Annotated in this window: 15 protein-coding genes; 6 read left to right on the top strand and 9 right to left on the bottom strand. The window is 62.0% G+C overall.

Annotated features, from left to right (window positions below; genetic code table 11):
• Positions 1-158: 158 nt before the first annotated feature.
• Entirely contained in the window at positions 159-305 is a 147-nt protein-coding gene (locus AC2D8U_RS09170; protein ID WP_484618737.1) for a hypothetical protein, read from the bottom strand.
• Between the two features lie 88 nt (positions 306-393).
• Here AC2D8U_RS09170 and AC2D8U_RS09165 point away from each other — a divergent pair, with 88 nt between their 5' ends.
• The 6 genes from AC2D8U_RS09165 to AC2D8U_RS09140 all read left to right on the top strand — a co-directional run bounded on the left by AC2D8U_RS09165 (position 394) and on the right by AC2D8U_RS09140 (position 9,532).
• Positions 394-1,683: an NCS2 family permease gene (locus tag AC2D8U_RS09165; RefSeq protein WP_484618736.1), complete on the top strand. Its 1,290-nt coding sequence runs from the start codon at positions 394-396 to the stop codon at positions 1,681-1,683.
• 228 nt (positions 1,684-1,911) lie between these two features.
• Positions 1,912-3,033 carry a glutamate 5-kinase gene (proB, locus tag AC2D8U_RS09160; protein WP_484618735.1) on the top strand — a complete coding sequence of 374 codons (1,122 nt, stop codon included), beginning with the start codon at positions 1,912-1,914 and terminating at the stop codon, positions 3,031-3,033.
• Positions 3,030-4,286: a glutamate-5-semialdehyde dehydrogenase gene (locus AC2D8U_RS09155; protein ID WP_484618734.1), complete on the top strand. Its 1,257-nt coding sequence runs from the start codon at positions 3,030-3,032 to the stop codon at positions 4,284-4,286. The genes proB and AC2D8U_RS09155 overlap by 4 nt, the downstream gene beginning before the upstream one ends.
• A 303-nt stretch (positions 4,287-4,589) precedes the next feature.
• Positions 4,590-5,735, top strand: coding sequence for a flagellin (locus AC2D8U_RS09150; RefSeq protein ID WP_484618733.1), 1,146 nt, complete (start codon positions 4,590-4,592; stop codon positions 5,733-5,735).
• Between the two features lie 308 nt (positions 5,736-6,043).
• Entirely contained in the window at positions 6,044-7,189 is a 1,146-nt protein-coding gene (locus AC2D8U_RS09145; protein ID WP_484618732.1) for a flagellin, read from the top strand.
• Positions 7,190-7,417: 228 nt separating this feature from the next.
• Positions 7,418-9,532, top strand: coding sequence for a tetratricopeptide repeat protein (locus AC2D8U_RS09140; RefSeq protein WP_484618731.1), 2,115 nt, complete (start codon positions 7,418-7,420; stop codon positions 9,530-9,532).
• A 98-nt stretch (positions 9,533-9,630) separates the two neighbouring features.
• On the opposite strand, the gene AC2D8U_RS09135 is transcribed toward AC2D8U_RS09140, so the two are convergent.
• The 8 genes from AC2D8U_RS09135 to AC2D8U_RS09100 form a co-directional block, all read right to left on the bottom strand.
• Positions 9,631-10,290 carry a CoA transferase subunit B gene (locus AC2D8U_RS09135; RefSeq protein ID WP_484618730.1) on the bottom strand — a complete coding sequence of 220 codons (660 nt, stop codon included), beginning with the start codon at positions 10,288-10,290 and terminating at the stop codon, positions 9,631-9,633.
• A gap of 2 nt (positions 10,291-10,292) precedes the next feature.
• Positions 10,293-11,012, bottom strand: a complete 720-nt coding sequence (locus AC2D8U_RS09130) for a CoA transferase subunit A (RefSeq protein ID WP_484618729.1) — start codon at positions 11,010-11,012, stop codon at positions 10,293-10,295.
• Positions 11,013-11,024: 12 nt separating this feature from the next.
• On the bottom strand, positions 11,025-11,948 hold the full coding sequence (locus AC2D8U_RS09125) for a hydroxymethylglutaryl-CoA lyase (protein ID WP_484618728.1): 924 nt from the start codon (positions 11,946-11,948) through the stop codon (positions 11,025-11,027).
• A 112-nt stretch (positions 11,949-12,060) separates the two neighbouring features.
• A complete protein-coding gene (locus AC2D8U_RS09120) occupies positions 12,061-12,180 on the bottom strand; it encodes a biotin/lipoyl-containing protein (RefSeq protein ID WP_484618727.1) in 120 nt (39 codons plus the stop codon).
• On the bottom strand, positions 12,177-12,296 hold the full coding sequence (locus tag AC2D8U_RS09115) for a biotin/lipoyl attachment domain-containing protein (RefSeq protein WP_484618726.1): 120 nt from the start codon (positions 12,294-12,296) through the stop codon (positions 12,177-12,179). The genes AC2D8U_RS09120 and AC2D8U_RS09115 overlap by 4 nt, the downstream gene beginning before the upstream one ends.
• On the bottom strand, positions 12,293-14,248 hold the full coding sequence (locus tag AC2D8U_RS09110) for an acetyl/propionyl/methylcrotonyl-CoA carboxylase subunit alpha (protein WP_484618725.1): 1,956 nt from the start codon (positions 14,246-14,248) through the stop codon (positions 12,293-12,295). Before AC2D8U_RS09110 ends, AC2D8U_RS09115 begins: the two co-directional genes overlap by 4 nt.
• The gene (locus tag AC2D8U_RS09105; protein ID WP_484618724.1) at positions 14,245-15,048 is read right to left on the bottom strand and encodes an enoyl-CoA hydratase-related protein; all 804 of its coding nucleotides are present in this window, start codon (positions 15,046-15,048) and stop codon (positions 14,245-14,247) included. Before AC2D8U_RS09105 ends, AC2D8U_RS09110 begins: the two co-directional genes overlap by 4 nt.
• Positions 15,049-15,145: 97 nt before the next feature.
• Positions 15,146-16,753: a carboxyl transferase domain-containing protein gene (locus AC2D8U_RS09100; RefSeq protein ID WP_484618723.1), complete on the bottom strand. Its 1,608-nt coding sequence runs from the start codon at positions 16,751-16,753 to the stop codon at positions 15,146-15,148.

Here is a 16,753-nt window from a genome sequence, read left to right as displayed (position 1 = left end):
ACTATCCGTTTTCCTACGACGTGACTTTGTATAACACCTGGTACTGCGCTTCTTGGAGCAAGGGTATCGTGTTTGCTATGAAGACCTCGTCGTAACTGCGCTATCAACCTTTTGAGCGTCCGTTTTTGGGGTGCTCGGTTTTAAAGAAATTCTCTTCCTTACGCCAGCATTTTGCTGGCGTTTTTTTTTGCTTTGGGATGGGATTTTTTATTATTTGAGACGTGAACCCATTGTTCTATAAAAAAATCGCTGTGTTTTCTGTTGGTTTTAATCCACTTCTGGCTTGGGCTGGAAAAAGCGCTCATAATGCCGCCCCATTCCGCCCTAGGCCCCGCCTTGGCTGAAAAAAACTCATAAACCCTACAAGAAAATCAGACGACAAAAGGTCTCAAAATGCTAGAAAAGCTGTTTCAGCTCAACGAGAACCGCTCCAGCGTGCGACAGGAAGTGATTGCCGGTTTGACCACCTTCCTGACCATGGCATACATCATCTTTGTGAACCCGCCGATGTTGGCGGACGCCGGCATGGATCATGGTGCCGTGTTTGTTGCCACCTGTGTGGCGGCTTTTATCGGTTGTATGGTGATGGGCCTGGTTGCCAACTATCCCATTGCATTGGCTCCGGGTATGGGCCTGAACGCCTTCTTTACCTACACCGTGGTGCTGGATATGCAGCACAGCTGGGAGACCGCCCTGGGGGCCGTGTTCCTGTCCGGTGTGCTGTTCCTGCTGCTCTCCCTGCTTAAGGTGCGAGAGTGGTTGATGAATGCCATCCCAGTGGCCCTGCGCCTGGGCATTGCGGCCGGTATCGGCCTGTTCCTGGCCCTGATCGGCCTGAAGAATGCCGGGATCATCGTGGCCAACCCGGCCACCCTGGTGGGTCTGGGTGACGTAACCGCCTTCGGTCCCGCCATGGCGGCCCTGGGCTTTGTACTGATCATCGCCCTGGTGCACTTTGGCCTGAAGGGCGCGGTGATGCTGTCCATCCTGGCGATCACCACCTTGTCCCTGCTGTTTGGCCAGGTCGAGTACACCGGGCTGGTCTCCATGCCACCGTCTGTGGCGCCGACCTTCGCTGCGCTGGACATCATGGGGGCGCTGGAAGTGTCCATGGTGGCCGTGGTCTTCGCCTTCCTCTTTGTTGACCTGTTCGATACCTCAGGAACCCTGGTGGCCGTGGCCTCTCGTGGCGGCATGCTGGATGAGCAGGGGCGCCTGCCTCGCGCCAACCGCGCCATGCTGGCTGATTCCTCCGCCACCCTGGCGGGCGCCTTTATGGGCACCTCCACCACCACCAGTTATGTGGAAAGCACCGCAGGCGTCGCCGCCGGTGGTCGTACCGGCCTGACCGCCGTGGTGGTGGGTCTGCTGTTCCTGGCCTGTCTGTTCCTTTCCCCGTTGGCGGGCATGGTTCCGGCCTACGCCACCACGGGTGCCCTGGTTTACGTGGCCATCCTGATGATGTCCGGCCTGGTGAACGTTCAGTGGGATGATCTGACCGAGGCGGCCCCGGTTGTGGTAACCGCCATCATGATGCCCCTGACCTTCTCCATCGCCCACGGGATCTCCATCGGCTTTATCACGTACGCCGCGGTGAAGCTGCTGTCCGGTCGTCACCGCGAGATCAGCCTGCCGGTTGCCGTGCTGGCCATCGGCTTTATCCTGAAGTACGCCTTCCTGTAAGGGCCTTTACGCCAGGAAAGTTATCGGCTTTCGAGCAAGACGCCGCAGGGGCATACCCTGCGGCGTTTTTTTATGACTTTCGCACCTGCAATGGCTGTGCTGTGTGAGCTGGCGGGGCACTCAGATCAAATAATTATTATCTTATGAGGGATAAAACTGGGTCGTGCCCTAGGTTTTGAGCGGCTTTGCGGGTAACTTTGAGGGATCAAACTGAAAGAGCGATAAACTATGGCTAACACTTTGCCCACACGGCCGTCCCGCGTCGTGGTGAAGCTGGGCACCAGTGTGCTCACCTCCGGGAGTCCGAAGCTGGATCGGGCCCATATGGTGGAGTTGGTTCGGCAGATGGCCCGCCTGCACCAGGCGGGCGTGGAGATCATCCTGGTGACCTCGGGGGCCATCGCCGCCGGTCGGGAGCATCTGGGCTTTCCTGAGCTGTCCGATTCCCTGGCCAGCAAGCAGATGCTGGCCGCCGTGGGCCAGAGCCAGCTGATCCAGGCCTGGGAAAACCTGTTTAATCTTTATGGCCTGCATGTGGGTCAGATCTTGCTGACCCGGGCCGATCTGGACGATCGGGAGCGTTACCTCAACGCCCGGGATACCCTGCAGGCCCTGTTGGATAACCGCATCATTCCGGTGATCAATGAAAACGATGCGGTGGCCATCGCCGAGATCAAGGTGGGGGACAACGACAACCTGTCTGCCCTGGCGGCCTTGCTGGCCCAGGCGGATACCCTGTTGCTGCTGACCGATCAGCAGGGGTTGTATGATGCGGATCCCCGAGGCAACCCGGAGGCGAAGCTGATCCCCCAGGTAGCACAGATCGACGATGCCCTGCGGGCCCTGGCCGGAGGCAGTGGCACGAACCTGGGCACCGGGGGGATGGCGACCAAGCTGCAGGCGGCGGATGTGGCGATGCGCGCCGGGATCCAGACCGTGGTGGCCAGTGGCCATGCGGAAGGGGTGATCGAGCGCCTGTGCCAGGGTGAAGCCCTGGGTACCCGGTTTGTGCCACAGGGCTGTGCCCTGGATGGTCGCAAGCGCTGGATCCTGGCCGGTCCGCCGCCCTGCGGTACCCTGAGGTTGGATGCCGGTGCGGTGGACGCCCTGTGTCGAAAGGGTTCCAGCCTGTTGGCCAAGGGCGTGATCTCGGTCGAAGGCGAGTTTGTCCGGGGCGACACCCTGCTGTTGACCGGCCCCGATGGGGCGCCGGTGGCCCGGGGGATCAGCCGCTACGGCTCCAGCGACATTGAGCGCCTCAAGGGGCGACATTCCAGTGATATCGGATCCCTCCTGGGCTTTAGCTACGGGCCGGCGGTGATCCACAGAAACGATTTGGTGGTGTTATGACGGACAACCCTTTATTGGCCATGGGCCAAGCCGCCCGGGCAGCCAGCTACACCATGCTGGGCCTGGGGGCACAAGACAAGAATGCGCTGCTGGTGGCGATCCGCGATCAGCTGCTGGCCGATCAGGCGGCGATCCTCGCCGCCAACGCCGAGGATATGGCCGCCGCCGAGGCGGCGGGCCTCACCGGCGCCATGCTGGATCGCTTGCTGCTGACGCCGGAGCGCCTGGCGGCGATCTGCGCCGATATCGACACGGTGATCGCCCTGGCCGATCCGGTCGGCCAGGAGTTGGGAAGCCAACTGCTGGATAACGGCATGCGTCTCTCCCGTCGCCGCATTCCTCTGGGCGTCCTGGGGGTGATCTACGAGGCCCGTCCCAATGTGACCGTCGATGTGGCCGTGCTGGCACTCAAGACCGGCAATGCCGCGATCTTGCGTGGTGGCAAGGAGACGGTGCGCTCCAACCGTGCCCTGCTCAAGGCGATCCATGCCGCCCTGGCCAGTTGCGGCCTGCCGACCGAGGCGGTTCAGTTGATCGATAACCCGGATAGGGCTTTGGTTAGCGCCCTGCTGCAACTCGACAGCCATGTGGATATGCTGATCCCCCGGGGCGGTGCCGGCCTGCACCGTCTCTGTGTCGAGCAGTCCCGCATTCCGGTGATCACCGGCGGGATCGGGATCTGCCACATGTTTGTCGACAAGGCCGCGCAGCTCGACAAGGTGGCCGATCTGGTGATCAATGCCAAGGTGCAGCGACCCACGGTCTGCAATGCCCTCGATACCCTGCTGGTGCATGAGCAGATCGCCGAGGTCCTGCTGCCCGAGCTGGCGCAACGGCTGGCGGATCTGGGCGTCGAGCTGCGGGCCTGCCCTCGGGCCAAGGAGATCCTGGGGGAAGCGGCCCAACCGGCCGGCGACCAGGATTTCAGCCAGGAGTGGCTGGCGCTGGTGTTGGGGATCAAGGTGGTGGAGGACGTGGAGGGGGCGATCGCCCATATCCGTGCCCACTCCAGTGAGCACTCCGAGAGCATCCTTACCGATGATATCGCCACCGCCGAGCGCTTCGTCGCTGCCATCAACTCGGCGGCCGTGTACGTCAATGCCAGCACCCGTTTCACCGATGGCAGCCAGTTTGGTCTGGGCGCCGAGGTGGCGGTCAGCACCCAGAAGCTGCATGCCCGGGGGCCCATGGGGCTGGATGCCCTGACCACCTACAAGTGGATCGGCCAGGGGCACTACACCGCGCGCAGCTGATTGTTCGGTTTGAACGAGCGAAAAAGGAAGGGGAGCCCCTTCCTTTTTTTTGTACCTGGCGGCAGGTGACACAGGTGCGAGTTGCCCTCGCGGGGATCCGGGGCGCAAGGTGATTTGGGGTTAGCCACAGGGATGTGAACGTAACTCATTGTGGTCGTTGGTGGAAAGTGACAAAAAGATCGCATTTTTGATTAAAGAAGGTTGGTGACAAGCCGAAACAGTGAGCGTAAGGGTAAGAGATGCCGGCTGAGGCGTCGTTCGTAGCACTTACTCCGTTGTATACACTCTTAAGGAAGTAACATCATGGCTGTAACGGTAAATACCAACGTCACCTCAATGTCTGCTCAGCGCAACCTGAACAGTTCCAACACCAACCTGCAAACCAGCATGGAGCGTCTCTCCTCCGGTCTGCGCATCAACTCCGCCAAGGACGATGCCGCCGGCCTGCAGATCTCCAACCGTCTGACCTCTCAGGTTCGCGGCCTGGACGTGGCGATGCGCAACGCCAACGACGGGATCTCCATCGCTCAGACCGCCGAAGGGGCGATGCAGGAGTCCACCAACATCCTGCAGCGGATGCGGGATCTCTCCCTGCAGTCCGCCAACGGCTCCAACTCAGCCGAAGATCGCGGCTCCATCCAGAAGGAGATGGTGGCTCTGCAGGACGAACTGACCCGGATCTCCGACACCACCTCCTTCGGTGGCCAGAACCTGCTGGACGGCAGCTACGGCACCCGCCAGTTCCAGGTGGGCTCCAACGCCAACGAAACCATCGCCCTCTCCCTGGATGCCATCGGCGCCGGGGATCTGGCCAAGGGTAAGGATGTGTCCGGTACTGTGATCGCCGATGCCAACGTGGCCACGCTGATCAGCTCCAACAACCTGGAGTTCACCTTTACCGATGCGGACGGCGCTGCCACCGCCATTGGGGTTGATCTGAGCAACGCCAGTGATGCGGCCGATGTGGTGGATGCCATTAATGCGGAATTGAAAGATCTGAATGTGGCCGTGGCACTGAATGATGCCGGCGATGTCGTGATGGCTGGCTCCATTGAAAATGATGGCACCGGGGCCTCCAACCTGGCGATCACTGCTGGTACTTCAGTTGGCACCCTGACCGTTGGGGCAGACGACTCCTATGACGTTGGCACCCTGGATCTGACCTCCGCCGCTGGCGCCCAGGCAGCGGTGAAGGCGATCGACAGCGCCATCTCCCAGATCGACGATAGCCGTGCGGATCTGGGTGCGGTGCAGAACCGTTTCAGCCACACCATCAACAACCTGGGTAACATCCAGGTGAACGTTTCCGACGCCCGCAGCCGTATTCAGGACGTGGATTTCGCCAAGGAGACCGCCGAGCTGACCAAGAACCAGGTGCTGCAGCAGTCCGGCTCCGCCATGCTGGCCCAGGCCAACCAGATCCCTCAGCTGGCCCTCTCCCTGCTGTAAGCGTACTGCGCCGAGTTTTACCCCCTTAACACACCCCCATCGGGCTTGGCCCCTTGGGGGTGTTCTTTTTGCATCCTTTCCTGGTTACCGGCGTGATCGCAATTCGTGTTGGGTTTGGTGGATTTCTTGCCATTGGGTTGGGGCCGTGTTGAACCGAGGTAAAAGTCGGGGAGTTTCTGCATTTTTTTCTTAAGAGGCTGAAGCTGGTGCCGAAAAGCCGGGTGTAAAGGGGATGTGGCTGCGTCAGCAGCGGTGGCCGGCTTTGGCCGAGGCGTCCCGAAGTCTTACCACAATAAGGAAATACGCCCATGGCTGTAACCGTGAATACCAATGTGACCTCCATGAGTGCACAGCGCAACCTGACCAGCTCCAACACCAACCTGCAAACCAGCATGGAGCGCCTCTCCTCCGGTCTGCGCATCAACTCCGCCAAGGATGATGCTGCCGGTCTGCAGATCTCCAACCGTCTGACCTCTCAGGTTCGCGGCCTGGACGTGGCGATGCGCAACGCCAACGACGGGATCTCCATCGCTCAGACCGCCGAAGGGGCGATGCAGGAGTCCACCAACATCCTGCAGCGGATGCGGGATCTCTCCCTGCAGTCCGCCAACGGCTCCAACTCCCAGGAAGATCGTGACTCCATCCAGAAGGAGATGGTGGCCCTGCAGGACGAACTGACCCGGATCTCCGACACCACCTCCTTCGGTGGCCAGAACCTGCTGGACGGCAGCTACGGCACCCGCCAGTTCCAGGTGGGCTCCAACGCCAACGAAACCATCGCTCTTTCTTTGGGATCCATCGCAGCTGGTGATCTGGCAAAGGGTAAGGATGTGTCCGGCACTGTGGTTGCTGATGCCAACGTGGCCAGCCTGATCGCCGCCAATGATCTGGAGTTCACATTTACCGATGCCGAAGGGGTCGATAATGTGATCGCCATCGATCTGGCCGATGCCAAGAATGCCGCGGATGTGGTGGATGCGGTCAATGCCGGTCTCAAAGATCTGGATGTCGCCGTAGCGCTTAATGACGACGGTGATGTGGTAATGGCTGGCTCCATCGAAAATGACGGTACCGGGGCGTCTAATCTGGAGATCACCGGAGGCACCAGTGCAGGTACTCTGACGGTGGGGGCGGATGACTCTTTCGATATTGGCACCCTGGACCTGACCAGCAATGCCAGCGCCCAGGCGGCGGTGAAGGCGATCGACAGCGCCATCTCCCAGATTGACGATAGCCGTGCGGATCTGGGTGCGGTGCAGAACCGTTTCAGCCACACTATCAACAATCTGGGTAACATCCAGGTGAACGTTTCCGACGCCCGCAGCCGTATTCAGGACGTGGATTTCGCCAAAGAGACTGCCGAGCTGACCAAGAACCAGGTGCTGCAGCAGTCCGGCTCCGCCATGCTGGCCCAGGCCAACCAGATCCCTCAGCTGGCCCTCTCCCTGCTGTGATCTGTGCCTAGCCGATTTTCGGCACTTGGCCCGTCGATAAAGCCCACCGGGACTTCCCGGTGGGCTTTATGCATCCTGGGCGGCAAGTTTTTGAGGCATAGCGGCGCGGGGTTGCCGCTTTGGCCGACTCATCAGCCCTAAACGGCGCTAAGCCGAGGGCCCAAACTCTGGCGCAATACTTGCAGCATACTCGAACTTATTCCTGTCAGTCAGGCACTAGGACGAAGCATGTCGCAAGAGACCCAAACCAATATGACCCTGGAGCAGGCTTTTGAGCTTGGGGTACAGCGCTACCAAGAGGGCGAGCGAAGCGCCGCCCGTCACCTGTTCGAGTCGGTGCAGCAGAAGCTGCCGGATCATACCCAGGTGCTGCAGGTGCTGGCGGTGCTGGATTTTGAAGAGCAGCGTTATGCCGAGTGTGAGGCCCGACTGCGCCGGATCAATGAGCTGGATCCCGGGGATGGGCAGAATATCCTCTCCCTGGTCCAGGTGCTGATGGCCCAGGGAAAGAACCTCGAAGCCCGTCAGATCAACGATCAGCTGCTCGCCCAGTTGCCGGAGAATGAAACCGCCCTGCAGTACCGCGCCGAGATCGCCCAGGCCCTGGGAGAGCGCAGTACGGTGCGTGAGGCCAGGCAGGCCGTCGCCCAGACTCAGGCTACCCAGGCGCCCATGGATGGCGAGATCCAGCAGACCCTGGAGGCGGTGGATCAGTTGATGGACGCCCAGCAGTATGAGCTGGCGGTGAACTTGCTCAATACCGTTCTGGTGATCCAGCGGGACGAGCCCGAGGCCCTGTTTCGCCTGGCGGTGTGCCTGTTTGAGCAGGAAAAGATCACCGAGGCGAGTTACCAGGCGCAGAAGCTGGTGGATCAACATCCGGACAGCCTTAAGGCCAATCTGCTGTTGATCCGCCTGTGCTTTAAGAGCCAGCAGTTTGAAAAGGGGCTGAGCCACTGCGCCCAGTATCGTCGTCGCTACAAGCAGCGCCACCGCGAGATCGAAACCCTCTACCTGGCCATGTCCATTGAGCAGGCCCAGTATGCCGGGGCGCTCAAGGCGGTGAAGGAGATGGTCCGGCTCTTTGGCGCTGATGGCGATACCGATTTCTTCCAAGCCCAGGCCTTCTATCAGCAGATGCATGTGAAGCAGAACTACAGTCCGGAAGGGTTGCTGGAGGCGCGCCGGTTACTGGAGCAGGCCCTGGGCTCCAATGTGGACCACGCGGCCCGAGTTCGCATGTTGCAGGTGTATCGAACCGTGGTGCTTTATCGCATGGGGGCGATCGCCGAGTATGAGCAGGGCCTGGAGCAGCTGTTGGCCCTGGGTTATGAGCCGGAGGAGATCCGCTGGAACCGCTCTTTTCTGCAGCGGGCGCGTCATCAGTGGGCGGAGTACTTCGACAACCATGAAACCGGCTTAGATCTGGGCAAGCGCTTCAAGGCCCCAGAGGGCTTTCCCCTGCCGCTTTGGCGTCCAGAGAGCCGCGATGGCCGGGTCCTGGTGCTTCGGGAGCAGGGGGTGGGGGATGAGCTGATGTACCTGGGGGCGTTGGCCTACCTGGTGCCTCGTTGCGCCCAGGTGCACTACGTTTGTGATGAGCGCCTGGTGCCCCTGATCCTGGCGGCCTTCCCCACTGTGATCCCGGTGCCCGTGCCCCCCAACTGTGTCAGCCTGATGAGCGAGGTACCAGCCGAGACGCTAGAACTGTGTGACAGCTTCTTGCTGATGGGCAGCATTCAGCAGCACCAGTTTGGCGAGACCGGGCAAAGCTGGATTGCCCCCTGGATCCGTTCGCCGGAGTCGCTGGCATCCCATTGGCAGGGGAAGGTCGCGGCCGCCAAGCAGGGCGGGGAGCTGAAGATCGGCCTCTCCTGGCGCTCGGGCAACCTGAGTGCCCAGCGTAATGTCCACTATCTGGATCTCTATGAGCTGGCCCACTTTATGCGCCAGTTTCCGAATGCCACCTTCTACAACCTGCAGTATGGCGATTGTCGCAAAGAGTTGAAGAAGCTGGAGAAACTTACCGGATTCAAGGTGGTGCAACTGGACGGTCTGGACCTGAAAAACGACTTTGCCGCCACCGCGGCGGTGTGTCAGGCGCTGGATCTGGTGTTCACCCCGACCACGGCGGTGGCGCGTCTGGCCATTGCCGCCCATGTGCCGACTTACGTGCTGTACGCCTGGAGTGAGGAGAGCGACTTCAGCAGACCCACCACCTACTTTGGTGGGAGCCGCGAGGAAAACCGCGAGTACTTCTTCGAGTATCCTCCGATGATGGAGGATAAGAAGCCTGTGGTCGATGCCATGGTGGCGCAGATCCGGCGGGACTTTCCGGGGTGATCCGTTAGGGGCTGAGCCGCTAGGGGATGAGCCGTTAAGGGCAACAAGCGGGCCATGATGGCCCGCTTGCGTTTCTGTCCCCATGGGGTGTGAGTGACTCAGTCGAACCGCATTTCCGGAACGTGAGCGGGGAGCACCAATTCGCCGGCGGTCCTGGCGACGATCTCCTCGACGCTGACGCCGGGGGCGCGCTCTTTGAGGTGGAACTTGCCGTCGTGGATCTCGAGATAGGCCAGATCGGTCACCACCTTATGGATACAACCCTTGCCCGTCAGCGGCAGGGTGCAGCGAGGCAAGAGTTTGGAGTTGCCGTGTTTGTCGGCGTGGGTCATGGTGACGATGATGTTGTCGGCGCCGGCCACCAGATCCATGGCCCCGCCCATCCCCTTGACCAGTTTTCCGGGGATCATCCAGGAGGCGATATTACCCTCGACATCCACCTCGAACGCTCCCAGCACGGTCAGATCCACATGGCCACCGCGGATCATGGCGAAGGAGTCCGCCGAGTGAAAGATGGCGGCGCCGGGGATGGCGGTCACCGTCTGCTTGCCCGCGTTGATCATGTCCGCATCCAGTTCCTCCTCTGTGGGGAAGGGGCCCATGCCCAACAGGCCATTTTCCGACTGCAGCATCACCTGGATCCCTTCGGGCACATAGTTGGCCACCAGGGTGGGAATGCCGATCCCAAGATTCACGTAGTCGCCATCTTTGAGTTCCTGGGCCACCCGCATGGCCAGCTGTTCTCGGGTCAGTGCCATGGTTATGCTCCTTTTCCCGGCTGCATGGTGCGAACCGTGCGTTTTTCGATGCGCTTTTCAAACTGGCCCAGGATCACCCGGTCGACATAGATCCCGGGGGTGTGGATGGCGCCAGGCTCCAGTTCGCCGGGCTCGACGATCTCCTCCACCTCCACAACCGTGATCCGTCCCGCCGTCGCCGCCAGGGGATTGAAGTTCTGCGCCGTGTGGCGGTATATCACATTGCCAAAGCGGTCCGCCTTCCAGCCTTTGACGATGGCAAAGTCGCCGGTGATGGACTCCTCCAGGATATAGTGGCGGCCGCCAAACTCCCGGACCTCCTTGCCCTCACCCACCGGGGTGCCGTAACCGGTCGCCGTATAGAAGGCGGGAATGCCGGCCCCACCGGCGCGGATCTTCTCCGCCAGGGTGCCCTGCGGGGTCAACTCCACCTCCAACTCGCCGGACAGCAGCTGTTGCTCAAACAGGGCGTTCTCCCCCACGTAGGAGGCGATCATCTTTTTGACTTGGCGCTGCTGCAACAGCAGACCCAGGCCAAAGTCATCGACTCCCGCGTTGTTCGATACCAGGATCAGGCCCCGTGTGCCCATGCGCCGGATCTGGGCGATCAAGCCCTCGGGAATACCACACAGGCCAAAGCCGCCGGCGATGACGGTCATATCGTCGGTAAGGCCGCTCATCGCCTGTTCATAGCTGTGGACCACTTTGTCAAAACCGGACATTGGGTTCCTCCCTTAGGATGGGGTTGGCGGGCATTGCCTGCCTCGTTTCGCCTGGTAAGCCCGGGCGACCTTGGAGCCGTTGGCGCGGCCGAGTCGATCACAGATCATCTGGCCGGCGGCGATCAGTCGATCCAGATCGACGCCGTGGCGGATCCCCTGGCCGTCCAGCAGGTAGATCAGATCTTCCGTGGCCAGGTTGCCGCTGGCCCCCGGTGCATAGGGACATCCCCCCAGCCCGGCTACCGAGGCATCCACAGTGGCGACGCCCAGCTCCAGGCAGGCCGCCACGTTGGCCAGGGCCTGGCCGTAGGTGTCATGAAAATGCAGCGCCAGCTTGTCCATGGGGACATGGTTGGCGACGGCTTGCACCATGGCCACGGCACGGTCCGGGGTGCCCGTGCCTATGGTGTCGCCCAGGGAGATCTCATAACAGCCCAGCTGATACAGGAGCTGGGCCGTTTCGGCCACTCGAACCGGGGCAATACTGCCTTCATAGGGACAGCCCAGGGTGCAGGAAACATAGCCCCGGACCCGTATGCCGGCATCGCTGGCGGCGCTCATCACCGGCTTGAACCGGTTCAGAGACTCGGCCACGGAGCAGTGAATGTTGCGCTGACTGAAGGTCTCAGAGGCGGCACCGAACACGGCCACTTCGTCCACTCCGGCGGCAAGCGCCGCCTCGAATCCTTGCAGATTCGGGGTCAATGCACTGTAGCAAACGCCTTTTTGTCGACCTATCCGACCAAAGAGCTGTGCGCTGTCCGCCATCTGTGGCACCCACTTTGGGGAGACAAAACTGCCCGCCTCGATCTGGGTCAGGCCGGTCTGGGAGAGGGCTTCCACCAGGGCGATACGCTCCTCCAGGGAGACGGTCTGCTCATGTTGCAGTCCATCCCTGGGCCCCATCTCGACGATCCTGACATGGCGTGGCCTCATCGGCTCGCTTCCATCGAGATCAAAGGTGTTCCCTCCTCAAGGAGATCGCCGCTGTTAAAGGGCAAGGCGGTGATCACTCCATCGACGGGGGCGGTGAGGGTGTATTCGGCATTCATCGGCTAGCTTCCATCGAGATCAAAGGTGTTCCCTCCTCAAGGGGATCGCCGCTGTTAAAGGGCAAGGCGGTGATCACCCCATCGACGGGGGCGGTGAGGGTGTATTCGGCATTCATCGGCTCGCTTCCATCGAGATCAAAGGCGTTCCCTCCTCGAGGGGATCGCCGCTGTCAAAGGGCAAGGCGGTGATCATCCCATCGACGGGGGCGTTGAGGGTGTATTCGGCATTCATCGGCTAGCTTCCATCGAGATCAAAGGTGTTCCCTCCTCAAGGGGATCGCCGCTGTTAAAGGGCAAGGCGGTGATCACTCCATCGACGGGGGCGGTGAGGGTGTATTCCATTTTCATGGCTTCCATGACCACCAGGGGCGTGCCGCTGCTGACCCGCTCGCCGACCGACACCAGGTTGGCAATATGGGTGCCATTCATCGGCGCCTGCAGGGCCTTGGTGGCATCGGCCTGATCCTGGTCGGGCCGATAGCGATAGGGGTGGAAGCGCAGAGGACCATCACTCAACTGCACCGTTATGGCGTCGTCATCGCTACGCTGGAAGGGCCAGCGCAACAGGGTTCCGTCACACTCCAGGCACAACTCACCCTCGGCATAAACCCAGATCAGGCGGCGGCCCTGTTGATCTCGCCAGGGGCCTTCGGCGTCCTGGGTGAGCTGGATCTCATAGCGTTCACCGTGCTCATCTTCCAACACCTGGCGCACCCGGGCCGGGGCATTGAGACGCCAGCCCAGGGGCATGGCCAGTGCCTTGTCATGGGAGTCGTGGAGCCCTCGCAGGACACAGGCGCAGGCGGCCAGCTCCCGGTCCTGAGGTGGGGCCAGCAGCTCCTCCTCATATCGGGGAATAAAGCCAGTGCTCAGCTCGGCAGCCTGAAAGGCCGAGTGCTGCAGAATATGGCGCAGGAAGCTGAGGTTGGTGATCACCCCGGCCAGGCGGGTTTGACGCAGGGCCTGGACCAGTCGCACCCTCGCCTGATCACGGTCATCGCCCTGAGCGATGATCTTGGCGATCATGGGATCATAGTGGGGGCTGATCTCATCCCCCGCCTGAACGCCGGTCTCGATCCGCACCCCGGGCGAGGATTCGGGCCAGTCCAGTTGTGCCAAGGTACCGCTGGCGGGCAGGAAGTCGCGCTGGGGATCTTCGGCGTAGAGGCGGACTTCGATGGCATGGCCCCGGGGGCAGATCTGCGCCTGTTGCAGGGGCAGGGGGGCGCCGCTGGCTACCTCCAACTGCCAGGCCACCAGATCCAGCCCGGTTACCGCTTCAGTCACCGGATGTTCGACCTGGAGTCGGGTGTTCATCTCCATAAAGTAGAAGCGGCCTTGGGGATCCAGCAGGTACTCCACCGTGCCGGCGCCAATATAGTCTATGGCCTGGGCGGCACGGACCGAGGCCTCCCCCATCGCCTGGCGTAGCCGGTTGGACAGGCCGGGGGCCGGGGCTTCCTCCAAGACCTTTTGGTGGCGGCGCTGGATGGAGCAGTCCCGATCGGACAGGTAGAGGCAGTGGCCGTGGCGGTCGGCAAAGATCTGCACCTCCACATGGCGGGCGGTTTCCAGGTAGCGCTCCAGTAGCAGCTGGGGATCGCCGAAGGCGGACTGGGCTTCGCGCCGGGCGCTGGCCAGGGCGGCAGGCAGGGCCTCGGCGGACTCGACGATCCGCATCCCCTTGCCCCCCCCGCCAAAGGCTGCCTTGACCAACAGGGGGTAACCGATCTGGGTTGCTTCCTCGGCCAGGCGCGCGTCGGATTGATCATCCCCATGGTAGCCCGGCAGCATGGGAACCCCGGCGTCCTGCATGATCGCTTTGGCCGCGCTCTTTGAGCCCATCTTGTCGATGGCCTCGGCGGGGGGGCCGATAAAGGTGATCCCGGCCGCTTCGCAGGCCCGGGCAAAATCGGGATTTTCCGACAGGAAGCCGTAGCCTGGATGGATGGCATCACAGCCGGATTGCCGGGCGATCTCAAGGATGACGTCGCCGCGCAGGTAGGACTCACTGGCAGGGGCAGGGCCCAGGCGAAAGGCTTCGTCCGCCTGCTGGACATGCAGGCTGTGGCGATCCGCATCAGAATAGATGGCGACGGTCGAGATCCCCTGTTGTCGACAGGTGCGGATCACCCGGCAGGCGATCTCCCCCCGGTTGGCGATCAGGACTTTACTCAGGCTCATTGGCATTCCTCCGACCCTCCTGGTTCCTTCTGCCAGGGGGGCGGGCGCTGGTCGAAGAAGGCCGCCAGGCCGGCCTGGGCTTCCTTGCCGGCGCGCACCCGGGCGATCCATTGAGCGGTCTCCAGGCTCAGGGAGGGATCCAGTGGCCGCTCCTCGATGGCCAGCAGCAGAGCCTTGCAGGCGCGCAGTGCCTCGGGGCCGTTGTGTTGCAGTTGGTCGATCAGGATCTGGCCGTCGGCATCGAGATCATCACACAGCTGATGCACCAGGCCCAGGCTCAGGGCGGTATCGGCATCCATGGGTTGCGCGCTGAGGGCATAGCGCCGCAGCTGTCGGGGGCCGATCGCTCGGCTGACATAGGGACTGATGGTGGCGGGAATGAGACCCAGGCGGACTTCGGACAGGCAGAAGCGGGCCCCGCGACTGGCCAGCACCATGTCGGCACAGGCCACCAGTCCCAGGGCGCCGCCATAGGCCGCGCCCTGCACCAAGGCCAGTACCGGCGCCGGGAAGTGGTAGAGGAGATCAAGCATTTGAGCCAGGCGCTGGGCGTCTGCCAGGTTATCGCTATCGCTCAGAGTGGCCTGGGCTTTCATCCAGGCCAGATCGGCCCCGGCGCAGAAGTGCCTGCCCTCGGCGTTCAGCACCAGCAGGCTCGGGGGCGCATCCTTCCACTGGCTCAGGGCCTGGGTGATCTCGGCGATCATCCCGGCGTCGAAGGCGTTGTGTTTTTGTGGCCGGGCCAGGGTGAGTCGGGCGATCCGGCCCTGCTGCTGCACCTTGATGGTCTCGTACGTCATCCAGTGTCCTTTTCATCTTAGCTATCAGCCATCAGCTATCAGCCATCAGCTATCAGCTATCAGCTATCAGCTATCAGCTATCAGCTATCAGAGATCCCTACATTCGAAACACACCGAAGCGGGTTTCCCGAGCCGGGGCGTTATTGGCGGCGGAGAGGGCCAACCCCAGGACGTCTCGGCTCTGGGCGGGATCGATGATCCCGTCGTCCCACAGGCGGGCCGAGGCGTAGTAGGGATGGCCCTGGCGTTCATATTGTTCAAGGATGGGGGCCTTAAAAGCCGCCTGCTCGGCATCGGGCCACGGCTCGCCTTGGGCTGCTCGTTGATCCTGTTTGACCTGAGCCAACACATTGGCGGCCTGTTCGCCCCCCATCACGGATATTCGGGCGTTGGGCCAGCTGAACATCAGGGTAGGTTCAAAAGCCCGGCCACACATGCCGTAGTTCCCGGCGCCATAGCTGCCGCCGATCACCAGGGTGAATTTGGGCACATTGGCGCAGGCGACGGCGGTGACCAGCTTGGCGCCGTGTTTGGCGATCCCTTCATGCTCATATTTCTGTCCCACCATGAAGCCTGTGATGTTCTGCAGAAACAGCAGGGGGATGCCGCGCTGGCAGCACAGCTCGATAAAGTGCGCCCCTTTCTGTGCCGACTCGGAGAAGAGGATCCCGTTGTTGCCGAGGATCCCCACCGGGTAGCCGTGCAGTCGGGCAAAGCCACACACCAGGGTGGTGCCGTAGCGGGCCTTGAACTCGTCAAATGCCGAGTCGTCCACCAGGCGGGCGATCACCTCCCGTACCTCGAACGGTTTTTTCAGGTCCGTGCCGACAATGCCGTATAACTCCCTGGCGTCGTAGCGTGGCGGCTTGATCGGCGCCGGGTGCAGGGGGCCACGCTGGTGCCCGTTGAGCCGGGCCACCACACTGCGAGCCAGTTGCAGGGCGTGTTCGTCGTTGTCGGCCAGGTGGTCCGCGACTCCGGAGATCTCGGTATGCACCCGGCCGCCGCCCAGGGCCTCGGCACTGATCTGTTCGCCGGTGGCCGCCTTGACCAGGGGCGGCCCCGCCAGGAAGATGCTGGCCTGATCCCGCACCATGATGGATTCGTCCGCCATGGCCGGGACATAGGCGCCCCCGGCGGTGCACAGACCCATCACCACGGCGATCTGGGGGATCCCCAGGGCTGACATTCGGGCCTGGTTGAAGAAGATCCGGCCGAAGTGATCCCGATCGGGAAACACCTCGTCCTGGCGCGGCAGGAAGGCCCCCCCCGAGTCCACCAGATAGAGACAGGGCAGGTGACATTGCTCGGCGATCGCCTGGGCCCTCAGGTGTTTTTTCACCGTTAGGGGATAGTAGGTGCCGCCTTTGACCGTGGCGTCGTTGGCGATGATCATGCACTCGACGCCGCTCACCCGGCCGATCCCGGCGATCACGCCGGCGGCGGGAACCGATTCTTCATACACCTTAAAAGCGGCCATCTGGCCGATCTCGAGGAAGGGGGCACCCGGATCGAGCAGCCGCTCCACCCGCTCCCTGGGCAACAGCTTACCCCGGGCGGTGTGTCGGTCCCGGGCCGCTTTGGGGCCGCCGGGCAGGATCGTCGCCAGAGTGTCGTGCAGATCGGTCACCAGGGCGCTCATGGCCTGGTGACGGGCCTGGTTGGTGGGATCCGTGGCCTTGTAATGGGAAGGGATCTGGCTCAC

Source organism: Ferrimonas sp. YIN67, assembly GCF_057219095.1.
The sequence above is the reverse complement of the archived record's forward strand: the minus strand, read 5'-3'. Positions and strand labels throughout refer to the sequence as shown.